General features: G+C 67.6%; 21 protein-coding genes. 6 read left to right on the top strand and 15 right to left on the bottom strand.

Translation table 11 applies throughout. The features are described from left to right. Window positions 1-4 precede the first annotated feature (4 nt). The 12 genes from MHZ91_RS05845 to MHZ91_RS05790 all read right to left on the bottom strand — a co-directional run bounded on the left by MHZ91_RS05845 (window position 5) and on the right by MHZ91_RS05790 (window position 10,428). Window positions 5-820 (bottom strand): anti-sigma factor, encoded by an 816-nt coding sequence (locus MHZ91_RS05845; protein WP_239212901.1) that lies wholly within the window; start codon window positions 818-820, stop codon window positions 5-7. Then, window positions 817-1,347, bottom strand: coding sequence for an RNA polymerase sigma factor (locus MHZ91_RS05840; protein ID WP_175124480.1), 531 nt, complete (start codon window positions 1,345-1,347; stop codon window positions 817-819). The genes MHZ91_RS05845 and MHZ91_RS05840 overlap by 4 nt, the downstream gene beginning before the upstream one ends. Before the next feature lie 24 nt (window positions 1,348-1,371). Continuing rightward, a complete protein-coding gene (locus tag MHZ91_RS05835; protein WP_239212899.1) occupies window positions 1,372-1,740 on the bottom strand; it encodes a hypothetical protein in 369 nt (122 codons plus the stop codon). Window positions 1,741-1,841: 101 nt separating this feature from the next. Then, a complete protein-coding gene (locus tag MHZ91_RS05830) occupies window positions 1,842-2,306 on the bottom strand; it encodes a GNAT family N-acetyltransferase (protein ID WP_239212897.1) in 465 nt (154 codons plus the stop codon). 95 nt (window positions 2,307-2,401) lie between these two features. After that, window positions 2,402-3,778 (bottom strand): DUF1501 domain-containing protein, encoded by a 1,377-nt coding sequence (locus tag MHZ91_RS05825; RefSeq protein WP_175137730.1) that lies wholly within the window; start codon window positions 3,776-3,778, stop codon window positions 2,402-2,404. Further along, window positions 3,775-5,325, bottom strand: coding sequence for a DUF1800 family protein (locus tag MHZ91_RS05820; protein ID WP_239212895.1), 1,551 nt, complete (start codon window positions 5,323-5,325; stop codon window positions 3,775-3,777). Before MHZ91_RS05820 ends, MHZ91_RS05825 begins: the two co-directional genes overlap by 4 nt. Window positions 5,326-5,469: 144 nt before the next feature. After that, entirely contained in the window at window positions 5,470-6,174 is a 705-nt protein-coding gene (locus MHZ91_RS05815) for an SDR family oxidoreductase (protein ID WP_239212893.1), read from the bottom strand. A 79-nt stretch (window positions 6,175-6,253) separates the two neighbouring features. Beyond that, window positions 6,254-7,570 (bottom strand): sorbosone dehydrogenase family protein, encoded by a 1,317-nt coding sequence (locus MHZ91_RS05810; protein WP_239212891.1) that lies wholly within the window; start codon window positions 7,568-7,570, stop codon window positions 6,254-6,256. A gap of 9 nt (window positions 7,571-7,579) precedes the next feature. Next, window positions 7,580-8,008 (bottom strand): universal stress protein, encoded by a 429-nt coding sequence (locus MHZ91_RS05805; protein ID WP_239212888.1) that lies wholly within the window; start codon window positions 8,006-8,008, stop codon window positions 7,580-7,582. A 9-nt stretch (window positions 8,009-8,017) separates the two neighbouring features. Next, a complete protein-coding gene (locus MHZ91_RS05800; protein ID WP_175124490.1) occupies window positions 8,018-8,443 on the bottom strand; it encodes a universal stress protein in 426 nt (141 codons plus the stop codon). 87 nt (window positions 8,444-8,530) lie between these two features. Continuing rightward, window positions 8,531-9,349, bottom strand: a complete 819-nt coding sequence (gene murI, locus MHZ91_RS05795; RefSeq protein ID WP_239212886.1) for a glutamate racemase — start codon at window positions 9,347-9,349, stop codon at window positions 8,531-8,533. Window positions 9,350-9,498: 149 nt separating this feature from the next. Next, window positions 9,499-10,428: a LysR substrate-binding domain-containing protein gene (locus tag MHZ91_RS05790; RefSeq protein ID WP_175124492.1), complete on the bottom strand. Its 930-nt coding sequence runs from the start codon at window positions 10,426-10,428 to the stop codon at window positions 9,499-9,501. Window positions 10,429-10,567: 139 nt separating this feature from the next. Here MHZ91_RS05790 and MHZ91_RS05785 point away from each other — a divergent pair, with 139 nt between their 5' ends. The 3 genes from MHZ91_RS05785 (at window position 10,568) to MHZ91_RS05775 (ending at window position 12,522) form a co-directional block, all read left to right on the top strand. After that, window positions 10,568-11,143 (top strand): chromate transporter, encoded by a 576-nt coding sequence (locus tag MHZ91_RS05785; protein ID WP_175186300.1) that lies wholly within the window; start codon window positions 10,568-10,570, stop codon window positions 11,141-11,143. Continuing rightward, on the top strand, window positions 11,140-11,664 hold the full coding sequence (locus MHZ91_RS05780) for a chromate transporter (RefSeq protein WP_218343089.1): 525 nt from the start codon (window positions 11,140-11,142) through the stop codon (window positions 11,662-11,664). Before MHZ91_RS05785 ends, MHZ91_RS05780 begins: the two co-directional genes overlap by 4 nt. Before the next feature lie 69 nt (window positions 11,665-11,733). Beyond that, window positions 11,734-12,522 carry a DUF1345 domain-containing protein gene (locus tag MHZ91_RS05775; RefSeq protein WP_239212884.1) on the top strand — a complete coding sequence of 263 codons (789 nt, stop codon included), beginning with the start codon at window positions 11,734-11,736 and terminating at the stop codon, window positions 12,520-12,522. 18 nt (window positions 12,523-12,540) lie between these two features. Here the strand turns inward: MHZ91_RS05775 and MHZ91_RS05770 are convergent, their stop codons facing one another. Next, window positions 12,541-13,770 (bottom strand): MFS transporter, encoded by a 1,230-nt coding sequence (locus MHZ91_RS05770; RefSeq protein WP_239212882.1) that lies wholly within the window; start codon window positions 13,768-13,770, stop codon window positions 12,541-12,543. Between the two features lie 52 nt (window positions 13,771-13,822). Further along, on the bottom strand, window positions 13,823-14,581 hold the full coding sequence (locus tag MHZ91_RS05765) for an SDR family oxidoreductase (RefSeq protein WP_239212880.1): 759 nt from the start codon (window positions 14,579-14,581) through the stop codon (window positions 13,823-13,825). 264 nt (window positions 14,582-14,845) lie between these two features. Here MHZ91_RS05765 and MHZ91_RS05760 point away from each other — a divergent pair, with 264 nt between their 5' ends. The 3 genes from MHZ91_RS05760 (at window position 14,846) to MHZ91_RS05750 (ending at window position 18,493) form a co-directional block, all read left to right on the top strand. Then, entirely contained in the window at window positions 14,846-15,784 is a 939-nt protein-coding gene (locus MHZ91_RS05760) for a GlxA family transcriptional regulator (protein ID WP_239212878.1), read from the top strand. A 210-nt stretch (window positions 15,785-15,994) separates the two neighbouring features. Further along, window positions 15,995-17,233 (top strand): MFS transporter, encoded by a 1,239-nt coding sequence (locus MHZ91_RS05755; protein WP_239212876.1) that lies wholly within the window; start codon window positions 15,995-15,997, stop codon window positions 17,231-17,233. Between the two features lie 15 nt (window positions 17,234-17,248). Next, on the top strand, window positions 17,249-18,493 hold the full coding sequence (locus MHZ91_RS05750; RefSeq protein ID WP_239212874.1) for an arsenic transporter: 1,245 nt from the start codon (window positions 17,249-17,251) through the stop codon (window positions 18,491-18,493). An 80-nt stretch (window positions 18,494-18,573) separates the two neighbouring features. Here MHZ91_RS05750 and MHZ91_RS05745 read toward each other — a convergent pair whose 3' ends face one another. Then, window positions 18,574-21,048, bottom strand: a complete 2,475-nt coding sequence (locus MHZ91_RS05745) for a TonB-dependent receptor (RefSeq protein ID WP_239212872.1) — start codon at window positions 21,046-21,048, stop codon at window positions 18,574-18,576. Between the last annotated feature and the right edge of the window lie 28 nt (window positions 21,049-21,076).

The raw sequence follows: 21,076 nt of genomic DNA, 5'->3' as shown, positions 1-21,076 counted from the left end.
GTCTTCAGCCCTGAAGCTGCCGGTAGACCTCCTGCGACACGCGCTGCAACTCATCACGGCTGACCGCGCCGGACAGCGCGTAGCCGAACTCGCCTTCGACCCAATAGAACACGCGGACGGGCCCTTCCTGCGTGAACTGGAAGGCGGTCTGCCCGCCTGCCGCTTCCCGCGTCACATATAAGGTCAGGCGCTGCCCATCGGCAGCGCCGTACATGAACTGCGCGACGGGCCCCGCGCCGCCGGGCAGGAGGCGTCCGCCGATCAGTTCGTAACCCGTTTTCGACAGCGACGGTGCGCGCATCGGCGCGCCCATGCGTTTGGTCAGCCAGGTCACCAGCGCCTTCTCGTTCTCGCCGCTGACTTCAACGGGCCGGCCCATGTCGGGCGCAAACACGGCGTGGGCGATGGCGGCGCGCTGGGCGTAGCCGCCCGCCGCGCGCTCGGGACTGGCGGTGGCCAGCGCGGCTTGCAGATGACGCGCGTCGACGGCGCCGCGCGCGAACCACGCCAGGCTGGCGCTGACCGCGGCAATCGCCACGCTGGCCGCCATCGCGCGCCACGGCCACGTCCGTGCCGGGGCGCGCAGCGGCAGGCGCAGCGGCAGCGGTTCGTCCAGCACGGGGTCCAGCAAGGCATGCAGCGCGCGCCGTTGCGCCTGCCAGTCGTCCACACGCGTCTGGTCCTGCGGATGCGCGGCCAGAAAGGCGGCCACCTCGGCATGACGCGCGGCGGAGAGCTGGCCGTCCGCGTAGCCATGCAGATCGGCTTCGGTGATCGGCGTGCCCGCGGCGGGAACCGGGTGGAGGCGTTTGTCGGTCATGGCATTTCACGCGGGGTGGGAACGGGCCGCAGGCGCGGCGCGGCATCGCGGCCGCGCATCAGTGCGCCGAGCTTTTCGCGGGCGCGCGACAGGCGCGACATGACGGTGCCGATGGGCACCGACAGGATGCGTGCGGTCTCCTGGTAGGAAAGGTCTTCGACCGCAATCAGCAGCAGGACCTCGCGCTGCTCGGCCGGCAGGGCCTGCAGGCAGCGGTCCAGGTCGCGCACTTCAAGCTGATCGGTCTGGGTGGCGCGCACCGGCGCGTCGGGCAGGTCGCCCGGCGCCGTCTGGTCGGTGCGCCGGCTGGCGGCGCGCACACCGTCGATGAAATGGTTGTGCATGATGCCGAACATCCAGGCGCGCAGTTCGCCGCGCCGCTGCCAGCGGGAATAGCGGCTCCATGCGCGCTCCAGCGTGTCCTGAACGAGGTCGTCGGCCCGGTCGGGGTCACCCGTCAGCCCGCGCGCGTAACGCCGCAGGCTGGGGATGCAGGCCAGGATCTGGGCTTCGTCTTCGGCGCGCATGGTCTGATCGGGCAGCAGTCCGGATCAGGGTTTGACGACGTGCCAGATTTCCTTGAAGTTGTCGCCGGTCTTGTCACCCGGCTTGGTGTCCTTGGCGAACAGGTACAGCGGCTTGTTCTTGTAGGCCCATTGCTTGCTGCCGTCGGGGCGGGTGATGACCGTCAGGTCGCCCATCGGCTTGGCGTCGCCGGTGGCCATGGCGGGCGGCCAGGCCTTGGCGCACTGGTCAACGCAGGCGCTCTTGCCCGCGGTGTCCTTGTCGAAGGTGTACAGCGTCATGCCGGCGCTATCGACCAGAATGCCGTTCTGGGTCTTGATGGCCTGGGCGTGGGCGCCGGCCGAGAACAGGGCGGCGCAGGCAAGAGCCAGGGCCGCAGCGGTGTGTTTGCGCATGGTGTGCCTCGTAGAGGGAAAGGATTGGGGGACTGCCCTCTACGGACGCCGGCCGGGGCCGCTTTATTCCAGCGGTCCGGAAAAAAGCTGCCGCGAAGGGTTCAAGCGCCCGGCCGGACCGCGCCGGGGTCATACCGCATTTCATGCTCCAGCTCGGTCTCCTCCACGGAAGTGAAGCCCAGCGCCTCGTACAGCCGCCGGGCGGGATTGCCTTTCAGGACGCTCAGGGTGACTGGCGCGCCTTCCTTGTCCGCCCGGTCCAGCACCTTGGCGAGCAGCCGGCGGCCCAGCCCCTGACCCTGGAAGTCGGGATCGATCTGGATCTGCACGATGCGCCAGCCCGCTGGATCGCGGTAATGCTTGAACAGGCCGGCAGGACGGCCGGCCAGCCAGACGATCTGGGCGTCGTCAAAGTGGTAGTGGATGCGCGCCAGGTGCTCGGCATCGTCCACCGGAATGCCGGCACGCTCCAGATACGCCGTCATCGTGCGCTTGCGCAGGGACAGCAGGAACGGCACGTCTTCTTCGGTGGCGGGCTGCAACGCCAGATCGGGGGTGAGGCTCATGTTGCGGTGCGAAGGGAAGGGGGGAACGCGGGCGCCGCCGGATGGCGGGCGGGTTGCCTGACGTTATAGATCGGTTGCGCGGTGGGCGCCAGTGCCTAACCCTTCAACATCCCCAACGGCTCCGGCCCGAAATGCCGCAGATTCGGGAACACCGTCCGCAGATCGTCCCGGCTGGCGCCGAACCACGCGCCCAGGTCTGCGCCCAACTGATCCACCGACGTAGTGGGCAGCAGCCGGCCGTTGTCGACGAATCCAGGCCCATTCAGCGCGATTTCCGGGTGGGCGCCGTAGCAGCGGCCGCCGTTGACCGCGCCGCCAAGCACAAAGTGATGCGAGCCCCAACCGTGATCCGAGCCGTTGCCGTTGGAACCCAGCGTGCGGCCGAACTCGGAGGCCGTGAAGGTGGTGACCTGATCGGCTACGCCCATCTCTGCCAGCGCGCTCTGGAACACCGCCAGCGCCTGGCCCATCTCCTTCAGCAGTGCCGGGTGCGTGTCGTTCAGTCCGGTGTGGTTGTCATAGCCGTTCTGCGACACGAAAAACACCTGACGCCGCGCGCCCAGCGTGTCGCGGGCGGCGATGATGCGCGCCACGATCCGCAGTTGCTGCGCGAGCGGCGTGGAAAAATCCCCCGGCACGGCGACGTCCGCCAAGGCGGCCCGCAGGCGCGTGTCGGCCGAGATGGATTGCGCGGCGATGCGCGACATCTCGCGTTCCATCAGGTGTTCGCGCGGCTCGGTGATCAGGTCTCGCAGCAGCGCGGTGCAGGCGCTGGAACCGTACATGTCGCGATGCAGCAGGTCGATCTGTGTCGAGCCGTTGATGCCCACGCGATAACCGGCCACCTTGCGCCCGGCCAGCAGCACCGTGCTGCCGCCCGCCGTGATGCCGGTGAAGGTGCGCTGCGCGTTGGCGCCCGCGAACAGATCCGTCAGGCGGCCGGCCCAACCCGACGATGCGCCCTCCGGCGCCAGTGCCTGCCAGACCGATTGCTGGTCATTGTGCGAGAACAGTTTGGGCGGCAGGGGCACGCGCGCCCCGATGTATTCGGCCTTGGTCGTGGGCACGATCAGCGGTCCCACGTTGAGCAGCGCCGCCATGTCGCCACGTTCGTACAGCGGGGCCAGCGGCGCCAGCGCGGGGGCCAGCGCAAACTGCATGCCGCCCTGCGTGTCGGCCTTGCCGCGCAGCAGGGTGGCGCGCAGCGCGTCGCGGGGCAGCGCGATATCGCTGCGCGCCGTGGAATACGCGCGGTACGACGACGGATCGTACGGAACCAGCGTGTTGTAGGGATCATTGCCGCCGTACAGGAAGACGCACACGAGCGCCTTGTACGAGGGCGGGGCGGATTGCGCGGCGGCGGCGCCGATGGCGGCCAGGTTCAGCGCCAGCGGGGCGGCCGCGCGGGTCGCGCCCAGCGCAAAGGCGCGCAGCAGGAAGGCACGGCGGTCAAGGTCGCGGCGGTCTGTCATTTCTGCACCAGGTATTCAGGCGTGGCGGCCACCAGCATGATCGCGGCGCGAACCCGGTCGCGCGGGCGGTCCGGCGGCAGCGTGGCCACGGCCTTGGCGATGGACGCCGCCGTGCGTGCGCTGAAGGCGTCGCCCGCCAGCAGCAGCACGACGCGCGCCACGAGTGCTTCAGGATCCTTGGCCAGCGCGATCTCGGGCGTATAGCTCGTCTGCAGATCCTCCCAGCCGCGGTCCGCGTAGATCGCCAGGAAGTTCAGGTAGCCCGCGATGCTGGTCTCGTCCGTGATCTGCAGTTCCGGGGCGACCAGATGGCGGCGGGCCAGTTCGGTGACCGGCGGCACGTAGCGGGGCCGGAAGAAGTTGAACACCGTGGCCGACCGCATGGGACTCTGCGCCAACCGGATCGTGTTGTCCGTGGTGTCCGGCATGGCCCATTCGCCGTTGGTGGACGTGGCCCCAAATGCGCGGGCCCAGCCCGAAAAGCGCAGGATGGGCTCGCGCACCTTGCCCCAATGGGGCGAAGACAGGTCCGGCTGGCGCGCCTCGGGGTCCAGCAGAATGGCGCGCACCACGGCCTTCAAATTGCCGCGCTGGCCCGTGCCGTCGTCGTTGAACGCGGCCGACACCCGGCCGACATACGCGGGACTGGGATTGCTGGTCACCATGCGCTGGATGAGCTGCATGCCGATGAAAGGCCCGACGTTGGGATGGGCGCTGATGACCTCCATGGCGCGCTTGAGCGACAGGTGGCCGTCGGTGCCGGGCGGGATGACCGCGCCCAGGAAGCGCTTTTCCGACATCGAGTGCAACGCGTTGTTCAGCGCCATGGGACGGCGATGAAACTCCACGTTCGTCTCCGGACCGTTGATGTCCCAGCCCGTGAAGACCTTGGCCAGCCCCTGCACGTCCGCATTGGTGTAGGTTTCGACGGGCGCGCCGTTCACCATCTTCACCGTGCCGTCCTGGTTCAGCACCAGCAGGCCGATGCTGAACAGCTGCATCACCTCGCGCGCATAGTTTTCGTCGGGGTGGCGGCCGGTCTTGGGATCTTCCTTGCGGTTGCCGCGATAGGTCAGCATGCAGCCCATCGACAGGTTCTGCGTCACGGCGGTCAGCAGGTCCTGGTAGTTGCCCAGCGCGTGCTTGGCCAAGAGGTCCATGAAGCCCGCCGCGCCAAAAAGCGGCCACGACGCCGTGATGGACGAAACGCCGACGACGAAGATCTCCGACAGCGAGAACGCAACCCGCGTGCGCACCTGATCGGGCGCACTGATGAACTTGCGCCACAACGTCGATTCCAGCGGCGCGTTGATGCCGTTGCCCTTGAAAGCCTCGGTGTTCCGGTTCTTTTGCAGCAGCCAGTCGAAGTGCGTCTGCGACGGCGGCATCGCCAGTTGCGCGTCCAGCCACGCCGCGTAGCCGCCGCGCACGACGGCGTCGATGTCGGCCGGCGTGGGGCCGAACGTCGCCTGCGCCAGAAAGCGCGAGGCCTGGCCGGGGGTAGGGGATGCGGACTGCTGCGCAGCCGCTGACGGCGTAGCGGTCATGCGCCGGGCACCTCATCGAATGCAAAAACTTACGGTACTAAAAGCCCGGCGGGGCCTTCAATACCGTCATTCGGACGAGGGACTACACCAAACGCATGAGATCAGGCGGATATGACGCGTCGCGCACGCGTCATACCGCACGGGTCACACGGAGCGCGTTATGCCGCCGTCGATGCGGATGTTCTGGCCGGTGATGTAGGACGACGCATCGGAGGCCAGGAACGCGATCAGGTCCGCCACTTCCTGCGCCGTGCCGTAGCGGCCCATCGGAATGCGCACGCGGCGGTCTTCCTTTTCGGGCAGGCTGTCGATGAAGCCGGGCAGCACGTTGTTCATGCGCACATTGTGCTGCGCGTATTCGTCGGTAAAGACCTTGGTGAAGGCGGCCAGGCCCGCGGGGAACACGCCCGACGTCGGAAACAGCGCTTCCGGCTCGAAGGTGGCGTAGGTGGAAATGTTGACGATGGCGCCGGACTGCTGCTGCTTCATCACCGGCGCGACCAGGCGGGTGATGCGCACGACGTTCAGCAGATAGAACTCCATGCCCAGATGCCAGTCGTCGTCGCTGATCTCCAGCAGCGGGCCCTTGGGACCGTGGCCGGCGCTGTTGACCACCGCATCGACGCGGCCCCACTTCTGCAGGGTGGCTTCAACCAGGCGGGACAGGTCTTCGGTCGAGCGGTTGGACCCGGTGACGCCCAGGCCGCCCAGTTCCTGCGCCAGCGCCGCGCCCTTGCCGGACGAGGACAGGATGGCCACGCGGTAGCCGTCCGCCACCAGCTTGCGCGCCGCCGCCGCACCCATGCCGCTGCCGGCCGCCGTGAGGATCGCCACTTTTTCCGTGCTCATGCTCGCTCCAGTCTGGAATTCGGGAGCGGCCATTGTAGGGGCGGGTGGGCGTGCGGCCCAAGACGCCGGACGCGGACGGCTACGGCTTGGACCCCACGCGCCAGATCACGTTGCCCACGTCGTCCGCCACCAGCAGGCTGCCCTGCGCGTCGATGGCCACGCCAACCGGCCGGCCCTGCGCCTGGCCGGCGTCATTGAGAAATCCGGTCAGCACGTCCAGGGCCGGACCGGCGGGCTGGTTCTGGTCGAAGGGCACGAAGATCACCTTGTAGCCGCTGCGCGGATCGCGGTTCCAAGACCCGTGCTGGCCGACGAACATGCCGTGAACGAAGGGCGCCGGCAGCTTGGCGCCGCCGGACCACGCCAAGCCCAACGAGGCGGTGTGCGGGCCCAGCGCGTAATCGGGCACGATGGCCTGCGCCACGAGATCCGGCCGCTGCGGCGTCACACGCGTATCGACGTGCTGGCCGAAATAGCTGTACGGCCAGCCATAGAAGCCGCCGTCGCGCACAGAGGTCATGTAGTCGGGAACGAGGTCGCTGCCCAGTTCATCGCGCTCGTTGACCGCCGTCCACAGCGTCTTGCCGTCCGGCCCCCACGCCATGCCGACCGGATTGCGCAACCCCGTCGCAAAGAGGCGCTTCTGGCCGCTGGCCACGTCCAGCTCCCAGATGGCGGCGCGGCCCTCCTCGATGTCCATGCTGTTTTCGCCCACGTTGCTGTTCGAGCCGACGGACACGTACAGCCGCGACCCGTCCGGGCTGGCGATGAGGTTCTTGGTCCAGTGATGGTTCAGGCCCGCAGGCAGGTCGGTGACCTTCTCGGCGGGGGCGGTGATGTGCGTCTGCCCCGGCGTAAAGGGAAAGCGCACGAGTGCATCCGCATTCGCGACATAAAGATGGCTGCCGACGAGCGCCATGCCGAACGGTGAATTCAGGTCTTGCAGCAGGACGGTCCGCGTTTCGGCGACGCCGTCGTGGTCGGCGTCGCGCAGCAACGTGATGCGATTTGCGCTGACGGTCTTGGCGCCGGCCCGCTTCATCACCAACCCCGTGGCCCACGCCTTGATGCCGCCCGGCGCGTCCTCGGGCTTAGGCGGCGCGTTGGTCTCGGCGACCAGCACATCGCCGTTGGGCAGCACGTACAGCCAGCGCGGATGGTCCAGTCCGCTGGCGTAGGCGGTGACGGCAAGGCCGGCGGCGGGCGTCGGCTGCGCGCCGTCCTGCCAGCCCACGGCCTTGGCCGTGTTCACCGTGGGAATGAGCGTGGTGTTGGGCGGCGGCAGTTGGGGATCAGGACCCATGCCCGCTTCGACGGGCAGCTTGGCAACCTCGCCGCAGGCGCTGAGCAGCGTCAACGCCAGGACGGCCGCCGGCAGGATGCGCAGGTCAGGCATGACGCGCGCCTACTTCACCAGCGTGACCGGCACGTGCGCCAACTGCACGACCTGATTGGCGACCGACCCGATCAGGATGTTGGTCAGCTTGCCATTGCCGCGCGTGCCCATGACGATGCGCGCGCAGCCATGGTCCAGCGCATAACCCGCGATTTCCGCCGGCGCGTTGCCAAAGACGACATGACTGACATAGTCCACGCCGGCCGAATCCAGCTGCTTGCGCGCCTCTTCTGACGCTTCGCGGCCTTCGCGGGCGTAGAAGTCATTGATCATGTCCTGCGTGATCAGGCGCGACACCCCGGCGCGTCCGCGTGGCGGGGTCTGGATGTTGATGAGATGGATGCGCGCTGATTTGGCGCCCTGCGCGAGGCGGCGGGCGTACATGACGGCGCGATCGGCGTTTTCGGAGCCGTCGACGGGAACAAGGATATTCAGCATCGCAGCTCCTTACTTGACCAGCGTGACCGGCAGTTCGGTCAGGGACAGCACGCCCGTGGCGACCGACCCCATGAAAAGCGCCGACACGGACCCCAGCCCCCGTGTCCCCATGAAGATCTCGTTTGCGCCGGTTTCCTCGGCCACGCGCACGATTGTCTCGGCGGCTGCGCCGCCCTGGATGTGGGTCTCGAACGGCACGCCGGCCTGCGTCAGCAGTGCGCGCGCGGCCTCAACCGCGGCCTCGCCTTCTTCCTGGTGATAGGCGTCGATCTCTTCCTGCGACAGGCCGCTGCCGAACGCGCCGGCCTTCAAGGGAATCTGGACTGTCAGCAGGTCCACGCGTTCGACGGGATCGTAGCGGCGCGCGTCGAGCAGCGCCTTGACCGCGTTCAGAGCGGGTTCCGAACCGTCGACGGGAATCAGGATGCGTTTCATGAGCGTCTCCTTGCGAACCGTGGGGGGGCGTGCGTTCCACTGTATCCCACATTCGCCCCGCCGGCGGCGCCCCGGCGATGCGTCGGATCAAGGGGAGGGCGTTCCCCGCCACGCGTCGGGCACCGTCTCCGCCGTCATTGCGGTGCTTAGCAGCAGGCTGGCCTGCTGCGCCAGCGCGGGCGCTTCGCCGGTGGTCTGCAAGCGCAGGCCGCCCGGACCGCGTTCCCTCAGCAGGCCGCGTTCCTGCAGTTGGTGGCGCAGCCAGCGCGCCACCGGCGCGCCCGTTTCCAGCAGCGGCACGCCAGCGCCGGCGGCGTCCTGGATCACGTCGCGCAGGAAGGGAAAGTGCGTGCAGCCCAGCACCAGCACGTCCGCGCCGGCCTCGCGCAATTCGGCCACCGGTGCGCGTACGGCCTCAACGGCCTCGGGGCCCGACAGCACGCCTTGCTCGACCAGCCGGACCCACTGCGGGCAAGGGCGCAGCAGGATGCGCACCTCGGGCGCCTCGCGCTGCACGAGCGCGGCGAACTTGGGGCTGGCCAGCGTCCCCGTCGTGGCAAAGACGCCGACCACACCCGTGTGCGTCAGGTGCGCCGCGGGTTTGATGGCGGGTTCGACGCCGATGATGATGAGTTCGGGATGACGCTTGCGCAGCAACGCGATCGCCGCGGCGGTGGCGGTGTTGCAGGCCACCACCATGGCGCGGGCGCCCTGCGACACGAAATAGTCGGCGATGGCGCAGGCGCGGCGCTCGACGAACGCCTGGGTCTTTTCCCCGTAGGGCACATGGGCGGAGTCGGCGACGTAGAGCAGGGACTCGTCGGGCAGCGCGTCGCGGATCGCGCGCAGGACGCTCAGCCCGCCGACGCCGGAGTCGTACACGCCGATGGGGGATTCGGAAAGCATGGAAAGACGTTGGTCTATGCAGGATGCGGTGGCGGCAAGTGTAGCGCCGGGGCCTACTGGCGTTCTGCCGGCGGGGTTCAGCGGCGGGTCCAGCGGCGGGTTTACCGGCGGGTTTACTGGCGGGTTTATTGGCGGGTTTACTGGCGGGTCTATTGGCTTTCCGCCGCCGGCGATGCGTCCCGCTGCCGCCGTGCCTCGTCGATCAGCTTGCGCGCGGCGCCCGACAGCGGCGCATCGCGCCAGATCAGGTTCAGCGGCGCGCGCAGGGCTTTCGGGTGCGTCACGCTGACGTACACCACGCCTTCGATGTTCACGCGGCGCAGCGACGCCGGCACCAGCGACACGCCCAGCCCCGCGGCAACAAAACTCAGCGTGGACAGCATGCGCGGCGCTTCCTGCGTGACGCGCGGGCTGAAGCCTTCGGCGCTGCAGGCCGCAATGATCGCATCGTACAGACCCGGGCCGCTGTGACGCCGGTACAGGATCAGCGATTCGTCCGCCAGTTCCGACAGCGCGATGCGCTTGCGCGTGCGGCCCTTGACGGCGGGATGGTCGGCCGGAAAGGCCGCCAGCATGGCCTCTTCAAGCACGGTTTCCATCTGTACGCCCGGGTCCGCGTGCGCGCCACGGATGAAGGCGACATCGATGCGTCCTTCGGCCACGGCCTCGCGCAGTTCCCCGGTGCTGCTCTCTTCCAGCACCAGATGCACGTGCGGCGCGCTTTCGCGGAAACGGCGGATGACCGACGGCACGAACGGATGAAATGCCGCCGACCCCGTGAACCCCACCGTCAAGCGGCCCGCCTCGCCCTGCGATACCCGCCGCACACCGTCCACGGCCTGGTCCACCATCGCGATGATGTTGCGCGCGTCATCCAGCAGCGCGCGGCCGCTTTCCGTGAGTTCCATGCCGCGCGGCAGGCGGTGGAACAGGGTCACGCCTAGCTCAGCCTCCAGCACCCGGATCTGCTGGCTGAGTGGGGGCTGACGAATGCCGAGCCGGGCGGCGGCCTTGGTCAGGTGGGATTCCTCGGCAACCGCCAGGAAATAACGCAGGAGCCGTAAATCTACGCTTGCCATATGTGTTCGATATGAGTTTTGAACTTGTCATATATTAGACATTATTCAAGGCGAAGCGTACGCTGCAAGTTCGTTATCCACCTCTGGCGCGGCCCCCCCGCCAGCTCCCATCGCCGGCCTTGCGCCGGCCACCAAAAAAATGAACGCAGCACTTCCCCTTGACGAGGCCGGCGTACGGCCTCCCCCCACTTGCGGCCAGTTGTTCTACGGATTCCTCGTGCTGGGCCTGACCGCCTTTGGCGGCGCCTTGCCCCTGGCCCGCCGCATGGTCGTCGAAAAGCACCGCTGGCTGACCGGCGCCGAATTCACCGAACTGCTGGGCCTGTGCCAGTTCCTGCCGGGCGGCAACATCATCAACCTGTCCGTCGCCCTGGGCATGAAATTCCGCGGTCCGCGCGGCGCCTTTGCCGCGCTGATGGGCCTGATCCTGGCGCCGTCCATCATCGTCATCATGCTGGGCATGGTCTACGACCGGTTCCAGAACGATCCCGACATCCAGCACCTGTTCGCCGGCCTGGCCGCCGCCGCGGCCGGGTTGCTGATCTCGATGGCGGTGAAGATCGGCATGCCGGTCATCAAGCGCCGCGACTGGCTGGCGGGCGTGGTCGCCACCGCCTGTTTCATTGCGATTGCCGTGTTGCGCATTCCGTTGCTGCCCACCATGGCGGTCCTGACGCCGCTCAGCATCCTGATGGTCTGGAGGCAACGTCGATGATCCACACACTGATCGCGCTCGTCCTGATCTTCACCCAGCTGTCCGTGCTGGCCTTCGGCGGCGGCAACACCATCCTGCCCGAGATGCAGCGCCAGGTCGTGGAGGTGCACGGCTGGATGACCGCCGCCGACTTTTCCGCGCTCTTCGCGCTGGGCCAGGCCGCACCGGGGCCCAATCTGATGGTCGTCACGCTGGTCGGCTGGCACGTCGCGGGGTTGCCGGGCGTGCTTGCCACGACCATCGCCAAATTCGGCCCGTCGTCGATCATCACCGTCATCGCGCTGGGCCTGTGGGAAAGATTCAAGGACCGCCCGTGGCGCGGGGTCATTCAGGCGGGCATCTTCCCGATGACCGTGGGCCTGGTCGCGGCCAGCGCCTCGCTCATCACCGAGGCGTCTGTCCATACGTGGTTGCTGGGCGCCATCGCCGCCATCGTGGCGATCCTGGGCAGCGTCACGCGGATTCACCCGTTGTGGCTGCTGTTCGCGGGCGCGCTGGCCGGTTTGCTCGGTATCAGTTAGCGTAGGGAACTCTTGCGAGCCCAGCGCGCGATAAGCGCCACGGGTGCGCACTGCGGACAGGAGCCCGCCATGCAGCCGCTCAGCGACGAAAACGCTTCAGACGAAAACGCTTCAGACGAAAACGCTTCAGATGAAAGCGCCCGGGGCCGCAGCGCCCCGAATGACCGCGCCGAGCAAGACACGCCCCGCGATGCCGGCGCCGGCGCGGCGTCGAATGCCGAGCCGCTGCCGTTCTTCGACGCCCATCGCCGGCTGATGCTGTGCGCCGGCCTGCTGCTCGTCGTCGCGGGCGGGTTATACGCCGCAGGCCTGACGCCCAGCCTCGCCCTCCTGCTGGGCTTTGACGCCGGCGCGCTGGTCTTCCTGATCCTGACCGTGCGCGTGTTCAGCCGCACCAGCGCTGCTTCCATGCGCCTGCACGCCCGCCAGCACGATGTGGGCCGCACCGGCGTCCTGTGGAGCAGCGTCGCGCTGTCCTGCATGGTGCTGGTCGCGTTGTGGGTGGAGCTGCATGCGCAAAGCAGCGTCGGTGCCCTGGTGGACACGCTGGCCGCCGCCGTGACCATCGTGCTGTCGTGGCTTTACATGAACATGATCTTCGCGCTGCACTATGCGCACGGGTACTACGGCCATAAGAACGCCATGCGCAAGGGCCTGGATTTTCCAGGTTCGGACGACCCCGACTATTGGGACTTCGCGTATTTCTCGCTGGTGCTGGGCATGACGTTCCAGGTGTCAGACGTGCAGATCGTCAACCGGCGGCTGCGGCGGATGGCGATGACGCATGGCGTCATCGCGTTCTTCTTCAACGTGTTCATCATCGCGATCAGCGTGAACGTGGCGGCGGGGCGGGCCTAGGACAGGGCGGGGGCGCAACTAGCCCTGCGTCCGGACGCGCCGGTCCAGTCCGAACGCGGCTGCCTGCGCGATCGCGGCCGCGAGTCCGATGCCCCAGATCGCGCCCGCGCCGAGGATCGCGGCGCCCAGCGCGCTGCCGACCGAAAAACCGAAGTACATGGTCGACGTGTTCAGCGCCAGCGCCACCGGCGCCTGTCCCGGCGAACCGGCCCCGATGAGGCGGGCCATTTGTGCGGGAAAGAACGACCAGACGGTAAAGCCCCACAGGAACACGGCGAACAGCACGGGCGCCAAGGCGTTCGATGCGGCCAGCGCCGTCGCCAGCGACAAGCCTAGGAACGCCAGCCCCAGCACGGTCAGCGACATCCGCACGACGCGGTTCGCGCCCATTCTGTCGGACAAGGCGCCGCCCGTCGTCACGCCCAGCGCAGCCGCAACGCCCCATAGGGACACCGTCGCGCTGATGCCGGTCTCGTCAAACCCCAGCACACTCGCCAGATACGGCGCGAGAAACGGGTAGGCCGTGAACGCCCCGATCGCCCAGAACAGGCTGACCGACAGCAGCCGGACAATCGCCGGTTGTCGCACGACGGCAAGCCGTTGCCGAAGCGTCGCCACCGGAATTCCGGCGCCCGCGTCCGCTGCGATGCCGGCGCGGATGCCGGCGATGGCCACAAGGCTCATCACCGCGACAATCGAAAACGTGGCGCGCCAGCCGAAGAAGTGTCCGGTCATCGCGCCCAGCGGCAGGCCGAGCGCGATCGCCAGCGTCATGCCGGCGCTGACGATGGCCAGCGCCTTGCCGCGCCGCTCAGGCGCCACGATCACGCCTGCCAGGGCGTTGGCGTTGGGCACATACAAGCCCGCCGCCACCGCCATGACGACACGCGCCGCCATCAATGTCCAGAAAGCGGGAGACCAGGCCGCCAGCACGTTGCCCAGCGCAAACAACCCCATGGCAAGCTGCAGGGCGGCGCGGCGATTCCAGCGCGCGGTCAGGACCGTCATGACCGGCGAACTCAACGCCAGCGTCAGCGTGAACACCACGATGAGCGATGCCATCTGCGGCACGGTCATCCCGAAGTCCGCCGCCATCGTCGGCAGCAGCGGCGCAATCATGAAGCCTTCCGTGCCGATGGCGAAGGTGCCCAGCGCCAGGAAGCCGGCGGGCAGCAGTCCGGCGTCACCGCTTGCCGCCGTGGATGCACGGGCAGGCGCCGCGCCTGCCGTGTCAGCGTTCGTTGTCATGACGTCTATCCAAAGTGAGACGGCGCCCGCAGGGCGCCGCGTTTTCGTTGCCTCAGACCGGGATCGGATTGTCGACCAGGCTTTGATTGAAGGCATTCACGAACCCATGCTCGTTCGAGCCGGGGTTGTCGCGCAGATCGCGGATGGCGTCGACCAGCACCTCGGGCGCGTCCGTCGCCAGCTTCTGCATCGTCTCGGCGATGAACGCATCCAGCGGCATGGCGCGCGGATCGCCGCTTTTCTTGATGAGGTCCGTGTCGACCCACGGCGGCGCGATTTCCTGGACCGTCACGTTGGTGTCGCGCAGCATGAACCGCTGCGACAACGCGTACGAATGCAGTGCGGCCTTGGATGCGGAATAGACGGCGTTCGAGGCGATCGGCACGTAGGCAAGGATCGACGTGTTATGGATGATCGTCGCGCGAGGCTGCGCCTTCAAATGACCGATCAAGGCGGACGTGAGGCGGATCGGACCCAGCAGGTTCGTTTCCAGGATCTGCTGCGACACGGCGTCGTCGATCGTGGCCGACGGGTCATCGAACGGCATGATGCCCGCATTGTTGATCAGCACGTTCAGCGACGGGTACTTGGCGATCAGGGTCTTGGCGACGCGGTCGATGTCCTGAGCGTCTGAGACGTCGAGCTGGATGCCTTCGATGCCCGGATGCGCCGCGGCGATTTCGTCCAGCAGCGCCTGCCGGCGGCCGGCGATGATGACCTTGTTGCCCAGGTCGTGGAAAGCGACGGCCAGCGCGCGGCCGATGCCGGAAGTGCCGCCAGTGATGAAGATGGTGTTTTGGGTCAGTTGCATGTCGGTGCCTCGTTGGTTGGTGAGCATCTGGGTTCGTTTCAGATCGCGGTGTGGGAACTATGAGGCAGTTCGAGTTCGTCTCAAATGTCAATAAAGCGTCGTTTTAGGACATTGGCTTTGTCACGTCCTACCGGAGTCGACAGGGTGGGTGCGCAAAATCCAGCGGACAGGCGCGTCTTTCTGTAGGAAGACGCGAATTTCCGTTGACTAACGCCAATGGCTTCAATAGCCTGTACGCGTCATTTACAGACACGGGTGTTAAACATGCGCCAGATCGGCCTCATTCTCGAAGACGGTTTCCAGGTGATGGGCCTGGCTGCGCTGGCGGCGTTTGAATTCGCCAACATCGCCCTGGACCGCGACGGCTACCGCGTCACCATCCTGTCGGAAGGCGGCGGCCTCATCCGGTCCACCATGAACGCCGGCATCGAGACTGTCGCCCTGGGCGTGATGCCCGACACCCTGATCGTGGCGGGCGAACTGATGCCAGGGCCCATCTCGCCCGGCCTTGCCCGCTACGTGGCGCGCGCCGCCACCGAAGCGCGCCGTGTCGCGGGCGTCTGCACGGGCGCGTTCGTCCTCGCGCAGGCCGGCCTGTTGAACGGCCGCACCGCCACCACCCACTGGGCACATGCGCGCAGCCTGCAGGAACGCTTTCCCGAAGTGCGCGTCGACCCTGACCGCATCTTCGTGCGCGACGGCAACATCTGGACGTCGGCCGGCATGTCGGCCGCCATCGACCTGGCGCTGGCCTTGATCGAAGACGACCACGGCGCGGCACTGGCCCGCGACGTCGCGCGCCGGCTGGTGGTCTATCACCGCAGGCCGGGCGGCCAATCGCAGTTCTCCGCCTTGCTCGAACTGGAACCGCGCTCCGACCGCGTGCAACGGGCGCTGGTCTATGCCAAGGAGCATCTGCGCAATCCGTTGACAGTGGAGGAACTGGCCGAGGCGGCCAGCTTGTCGCCACGCCAGTTCAGCCGGGTGTTCCGTGACGAGACCGGGCATTCCCCCGCCAAGGTGGTGGAGCTGCTGAGGCTGGAAGCGGCCCGCGGGATGCTGGAAGAAGGGCGGCATTCCCTGGATGTCGTGGCGCGCGATACCGGCTTCGCGGACCGCAATCGCATGCGGCGGGCGTTCCTGCGCGCGTACGGCCAGCCCCCAAGCGAAGTGAGGCGCGGGGTGCAACCTGCCGGCGCATGACGCCTCATTGCAGACCTGAAACTGACAGGGCGTTGAACGCCGCGCCGCTGTAGCGCATTGTCGCTGACGCCCGGATCGTTGTGATCTAAGATGCGCCATCCGAACGCTGGCGCATGCCTGGCGCGGCCCCGGCGAATCCGGCACATCGAGGCAAGCCTCGCGCCGATTTCAGGCCGACACCGATCGACATCCACGCTTTCCACGTCTGCCTTGCACTCTCCATCGCCCGCAACGCGTCCTCTCGATTGGCTGAACTTCTTCGTGGCCGATGTGCGGGACGGGCTTGGCCCCTATCTCGCCATCTATCTGCTTGCCGTCCATCACTGGCGCCCTGACAGCATCGGGCTCGTCATGACGATATCCGGGCTGGCGGCGCTGGCAGCCCAGACGCCGGCCGGCGCGCTGGTGGACCGCGCCTCCAACAAGCGCGCGTTGCTGATCGCCGCCGCCGTGCTCGTGACGGTGGCGTGCATGGCGGTCCTGGCCAGCCCGAACTTTGTCTGGGTCACGCTGACGCAGGCGGTGGCAGGCGTCGCGTCATCGGTGTTCGCGCCCGCGATTGCGGGCATCACCCTGGGACTGACCACCGCGCACGCCTTCACGGAACGCATCGCGCGCAACGAGTCGTTCAACCACGCGGGCAACGGTTTCGCGGCGCTGCTTGCGGGCGGGCTGGCGTATGTGTGGGGGCCGGTCGCGGTGTTCTACCTGATGGCGGCGATGGCGCTGGCCAGCCTGGCCGCCACGATGCGTCTTCCCGCGCATATCGATCTGGACAAGGCGCGCGGGTTGGAGCCCGGCCACGATGCCGCCGCGCATGCGCAGCCCGTGCCGCTGCGCCAGTTGCTGTCCAACCGGCCGCTCGTGCTGCTGGCGCTGAGCTGCGCGCTGTTCCACCTGGCCAACGCAGCCATGCTGCCGCTGGTCGGGCAGAAGCTTGCTCTGGCGAACCCCGCGCTTGCCACGCCGCTCACGGCGGTCTGCATCGTCGCCGCGCAGTTCGTCATGATTCCCGCCGCCATGGCCGTGGGGCGCTATGCGGACCAGTGGGGGCGCAAACCGCTGCTGCTGTTCGGTTTCCTCATCCTGCCGCTGCGCGGCGTGCTCTACACGTTTTCGGATGACACGGCGTGGCTGGTGGGCGTGCAGTTGCTCGACGGCATCGGCGCGGGCATCTTCGGCGCTGTCCTGCCCCTGATGGTGCTGGACCTGACCCAGGGCAGCGGCCGGTTCAACGCCAGCCTGGGCGCCGTCACCACGGTGTTCGGTATCGGCGCGGCGCTCAGCAACGGGCTCGCCGGCCTGATCGTGCAGCACGCGGGTTACAGTGCAGCGTTTCTGGCGCTGGCAGGCATTGCCGGCCTGGCTTGCATGACCTTGCTGGTGTTGCCGGAAACGCGCGTGGCCGCCCCGGCGACCGCCGCGCCGGCTTCCAATTCCCTTCCTTGATCCTCTTCTGAAAGCATGTCGCTATCCAACGCCGTGATCTGGTTGATTGCCGCCGCGACCACCATGGCCATTCTTTTTCGTCCATGGCGGCTCCCCGAGTACGTGTGGGCCACCGCCGGCGCGGTCGCGCTGGTGGCGCTGGGCTTGCTGCCGGCCGCCAAGGCGGGCAGCGCCATTCTGGAAGGCACTGACGTCTACCTGTTCCTGATCGGCATGATGCTGGTGGCCGAAGTTGCCCGGCAGGCAGGCCTGTTCGACTGGGTGGCGGTGGCGGCTGCCGATCATGCGGCCGGGTCCGCCCGGCGGCTCTTCGATCTGGTGTTCCTGGTGGGCACGGTGGTCACCGTGCTGCTGTCCAACGATGCCACCGCGGTCGTGCTGACGCCCGCCGTGTATGCGGTGGCGCGCGTCGTTGGCGCGCCGCCGTTGCCGTACCTGTACGTCTGCGCCTTCATCGCCAACGCGGCCAGCTTCGTCCTGCCGATCTCCAATCCGGCCAATCTGGTCGTGTTCGGCGACCGCATGCCCGCGCTGGGGCCATGGCTGGCGCACTTTGCGCTGCCCTCCGTCTTGGCCATCGGCTCCACGTACGTGACGCTTCGGCTGGTGTTTCGCGATGATCTGCGGCAGCCGTTGAAAGCTTCGCCGCCGTTGCCGCCCATGACATGGCCGCTGCGCATGGCCGCGCTGGGCGTGGCCATCACGGCGGGGACGCTGCTGATTACGTCGGCGCTCGGCCATCGCCTGGGCTTGCCGACGTTGATCGCCGGCTGCGTGTCGGCGGCGCTGGTGCTGGCGGTATCGCGGTCGGGCCCGCTGCGGCTCATCAAAGGTGTCGCGTGGGGCGTGCTGCCCCTGGTGGCCGGGCTGTTCGTGCTGGTCGAAGGCATGGCCGCCAGCGGCGTGCTGCAGGATCTGGCGGACCTGATGCGCGGCCTGTCCGCGGACGCCGCGCTTTGGGCTGGCGGCGTGGGCGCCGCGCTGTCGGGCAACGTCATCAACAATCTGCCCGCGGGGTTGATGGCGGGCACGCTGGCGCGCATGGCCGACCTGTCCAGCACGGCTAATGCCGCGCTGCTGATCGGCATCGACCTGGGCCCCAATCTGTCGGTCAGCGGCTCGCTCGCCACCTTGCTGTGGCTGCTGGCCGTCCGCCGCGAAGGCATGCACATCAGCGCGCTGAGCTTTCTGCGGCTGGGCGTCTTGGTGATGCCGCCTGCGCTGATTCTGGCGTTGGGCGCGCTGCACGTCTTCAGTTGACGCCGCACGTCTTGAATTGACGCGGCGCGCGGCGCAGGCCTGGCGATGGCCAGCGCGCCGCGCGCCTTTCCGGCCCCGCGTCAGAACGTGCCGCGGACCGTCAGCGTCGCGTTGCGCGGATCGCCATAGAAGCTGCCCCAGCCCGGCGCGCCGATGGTCTGGTAGTAGGTCTTGTCGAAGATGTTGTTCACGTTCAACGCCGCCGACCAGTTCTTGTTGATCTGGTACGCGACGCGCGCATTCCACACCGCGTAAGACCCCTGCGAGACCCGCACCGAACGCGTTTCCGTGTAGCTGCCCGTCTGGTAGTTCACGCCGCCGCCCAGCGACCATGCCGACAATTCACCCGGCAGCCGGTAGTCGGACCACAGGCGCAGGATGTGCTTGGGCGTAACGGTGCGCGCGAAGTTGGTGTTGGTGACCGAGGTGTCGTCCAGGAACTTCAGCGTGTTGAACGTGTAGCCCGCAAACAGTTGCCAGCCCGGGGCCACTTCGCCGCTGATCTCGGCGTCCAGACCCTGGCTGCGCACCTTGCCGCTCGACAGGTAGCAGATGTCGCCCGTCGAGCACACGCTGGTCAGATCCTCTTGCGCGCGGTTCTTCTGATCGACGCGGAAGAGCGCGATGGAGGTGTTCAGGCGCCCATCCATCAGCTCGCCCTTCAGGCCGATCTCGTAGTTCTTGCCCACGATGGGGTCCAGCACCTTGCCCGATGCGTCCACCGCGTTCTGCGGTTCGAAGATCTGCGCGTAGCTGACATAACCGGACCACTGCGGATTGAACGCGTAGATCAGGCCGCCATAGGGCGTGACGACGCCGTTGTCCTTGTAGGGATCGACATACTGCTCGCCGCTGTCGCGGTAGCGGCTGGTGTTCTCGTACCAGCTCACGCGCGCGCCGGCCACCAGCGTCAGCGGGTCGGCCAGGCTGAAGCGGCCGACGCCGTACACGCCGGTCTGCTTCATCTTCACGATGGTCGCGGCGCTGCGGTAGGCGTTCTCGCGCATCCAGTCGTCGGTGGGTTCCGGCACATGGTGATCCGGGCTCCACACGTTCACGGCGCGGTTCAGGCGGTCCAGCGCGAAATCGTTTTTGCTGGTCAGTTCGTTGATACTGGCGCCGAAGGTCACCGAGTGCTTGCGGCCCAGCGCCTCGAAGGCGCCGTCCACATCCAGGTTCAACGCCTTGTTGTGCGTGGACATGTCGAACAGGCCTGCGTACAGCATGGGCCCCAGGCCGGTCACGGGATTCACGGCGCCTTCCGTGAACGCGTACTTCGAATCGTTGGATTCCTGGGTGGACGTGCCGGTCAGCTTGAGCGACCAGTCCTTGTTGAAGCGATGCGCCAGCTCGGCAAAGACGGTGGTCTGCTTGCCGTTCCAGCGGTTCCAGTCCTGGCCAAGCGAGGTTGACCGCTTCAAACCGATGTCGTCGCCGTTGCTGTAATGCGGCAGGCCGTGGAAGAAGGGCGTGGAGCGCAGTTCCTCGTAGCTGACGCCGCCGGTCAGGGTGGTGTCCGGCGTGAAGTCATAGCTCAGCACGCCGTACAGCACGCCGGTGCGGCTTTTCGCGGTGTCGTAGAAGTATTCGCGGTCGTTGTAGCTGGCCACGCCGCGGGCGCGCAGCGTGCCGGCTTCGTTGAGCGGCGCGCTGGCGTCGATGTCGGCGCGATAGTTGTTCCACGAGCCGCCGCTGGCCAGCATCTGCACCTGGGTTTCGGCCAGCGGGCGCTTGCGCACCAGGTTGACGGCCGCGCTTGGCGAGCCGGCGCCTTGCAGCAGCCCGGTGGCGCCGCGGATGATCTCCACGCGGTCCAGCGTCACGGTTTCGGTGGTGAAGCTGTCGGCCTGGGGATAGTAGAAGGCGCGGTTGACGCCGTCGAACTGGTAGCTGTCCACGCGAAAGCCGCGCGAATACACGTAGCTGCCGCCCATCGGGCTCTTGTAGAGCGTCATGCCGGTGCTGTTGGCCAGCACCTCGTCCAGCGTGTTGGCGTTCTGGTCGTCCATGCGCTGGCGGGTCACGACCGTGACCGACTGGGGAATTTCCTTCAGCGTCTGGCGGCCCTTGCCGATGGTGACGACGCGGCTGGTGTAGCTGCCGGTGCCTTCGGTGACGGGATCGTTGGTCATGCCGGTCACCGTCACCGGCGCCAGCGTGGACACGCCCGGCGTGTCCTGCGGGATGCGCCGCAGGTGATAACCCTCGCCGTTGGCGTTGGGGACCGCCTGCAGGCCGGTGCCGGCCAGCAATCGGGACAGGCCCTGTTCCGCGGTGTACCGGCCCGACAAGCCTTGCGTCTGCACGCCGCGCGTCAGGGCGGGCGAAGCGGCCACGGTGACCTTGGCGGCCACGCCGAACTGGCCCAGCGCCACATCCAACGTGGTGGGTGCGATGGCAAAGGCGACTTCGCCGGACGACGCGGCCTGCGCCCACGACGCGGCGGGGACGGCGAATGTGGCGGCCGCCGTCAGGGCAAGGTGGACGGCAAGGCGCAAGCGCATGCGCGGAGACGATGACAAGGCAAGGGGAGAAGGGGAATGGCGTCGTGCCATGGCTGGAGGTTCCTGATTCGTCGATTGA

It is taken from the genome of Achromobacter sp. ACRQX, assembly GCF_022346505.1.
In the GTDB taxonomy this organism is placed as follows: domain Bacteria; phylum Pseudomonadota; class Gammaproteobacteria; order Burkholderiales; family Burkholderiaceae_B; genus Achromobacter; species Achromobacter animicus.
Note: the sequence above shows the minus strand (reverse complement) of the source record. Positions and strands in the feature narration are given on the sequence as shown.

Excerpts from the sequence above, each read along its gene's own strand:
- MHZ91_RS05845 (WP_239212901.1), bottom strand. The coding sequence starts at position 820 with ATGACCGACAAACGCCTCCACCCGGTTCCCGCCGCGGGCACGCCGATC.
- MHZ91_RS05840 (WP_175124480.1), bottom strand. The coding sequence starts at position 1,347 with ATGCGCGCCGAAGACGAAGCCCAGATCCTGGCCTGCATCCCCAGCCTG.
- MHZ91_RS05835 (WP_239212899.1), bottom strand. The coding sequence starts at position 1,740 with ATGCGCAAACACACCGCTGCGGCCCTGGCTCTTGCCTGCGCCGCCCTG.
- MHZ91_RS05830 (WP_239212897.1), bottom strand. The coding sequence starts at position 2,306 with ATGAGCCTCACCCCCGATCTGGCGTTGCAGCCCGCCACCGAAGAAGAC.
- MHZ91_RS05825 (WP_175137730.1), bottom strand. The coding sequence starts at position 3,778 with ATGACAGACCGCCGCGACCTTGACCGCCGTGCCTTCCTGCTGCGCGCC.
- MHZ91_RS05820 (WP_239212895.1), bottom strand. The coding sequence starts at position 5,325 with ATGACCGCTACGCCGTCAGCGGCTGCGCAGCAGTCCGCATCCCCTACC.
- MHZ91_RS05815 (WP_239212893.1), bottom strand. The coding sequence starts at position 6,174 with ATGAGCACGGAAAAAGTGGCGATCCTCACGGCGGCCGGCAGCGGCATG.
- MHZ91_RS05810 (WP_239212891.1), bottom strand. The coding sequence starts at position 7,570 with ATGCCTGACCTGCGCATCCTGCCGGCGGCCGTCCTGGCGTTGACGCTG.
- MHZ91_RS05805 (WP_239212888.1), bottom strand. The coding sequence starts at position 8,008 with ATGCTGAATATCCTTGTTCCCGTCGACGGCTCCGAAAACGCCGATCGC.
- MHZ91_RS05800 (WP_175124490.1), bottom strand. The coding sequence starts at position 8,443 with ATGAAACGCATCCTGATTCCCGTCGACGGTTCGGAACCCGCTCTGAAC.
- murI (WP_239212886.1), bottom strand. The coding sequence starts at position 9,349 with ATGCTTTCCGAATCCCCCATCGGCGTGTACGACTCCGGCGTCGGCGGG.
- MHZ91_RS05790 (WP_175124492.1), bottom strand. The coding sequence starts at position 10,428 with ATGGCAAGCGTAGATTTACGGCTCCTGCGTTATTTCCTGGCGGTTGCC.
- MHZ91_RS05785 (WP_175186300.1), top strand. The coding sequence starts at position 10,568 with ATGAACGCAGCACTTCCCCTTGACGAGGCCGGCGTACGGCCTCCCCCC.
- MHZ91_RS05780 (WP_218343089.1), top strand. The coding sequence starts at position 11,140 with ATGATCCACACACTGATCGCGCTCGTCCTGATCTTCACCCAGCTGTCC.
- MHZ91_RS05775 (WP_239212884.1), top strand. The coding sequence starts at position 11,734 with ATGCAGCCGCTCAGCGACGAAAACGCTTCAGACGAAAACGCTTCAGAC.
- MHZ91_RS05770 (WP_239212882.1), bottom strand. The coding sequence starts at position 13,770 with ATGACAACGAACGCTGACACGGCAGGCGCGGCGCCTGCCCGTGCATCC.
- MHZ91_RS05765 (WP_239212880.1), bottom strand. The coding sequence starts at position 14,581 with ATGCAACTGACCCAAAACACCATCTTCATCACTGGCGGCACTTCCGGC.
- MHZ91_RS05760 (WP_239212878.1), top strand. The coding sequence starts at position 14,846 with ATGCGCCAGATCGGCCTCATTCTCGAAGACGGTTTCCAGGTGATGGGC.
- MHZ91_RS05750 (WP_239212874.1), top strand. The coding sequence starts at position 17,249 with ATGTCGCTATCCAACGCCGTGATCTGGTTGATTGCCGCCGCGACCACC.
- MHZ91_RS05745 (WP_239212872.1), bottom strand. The coding sequence starts at position 21,048 with ATGGCACGACGCCATTCCCCTTCTCCCCTTGCCTTGTCATCGTCTCCG.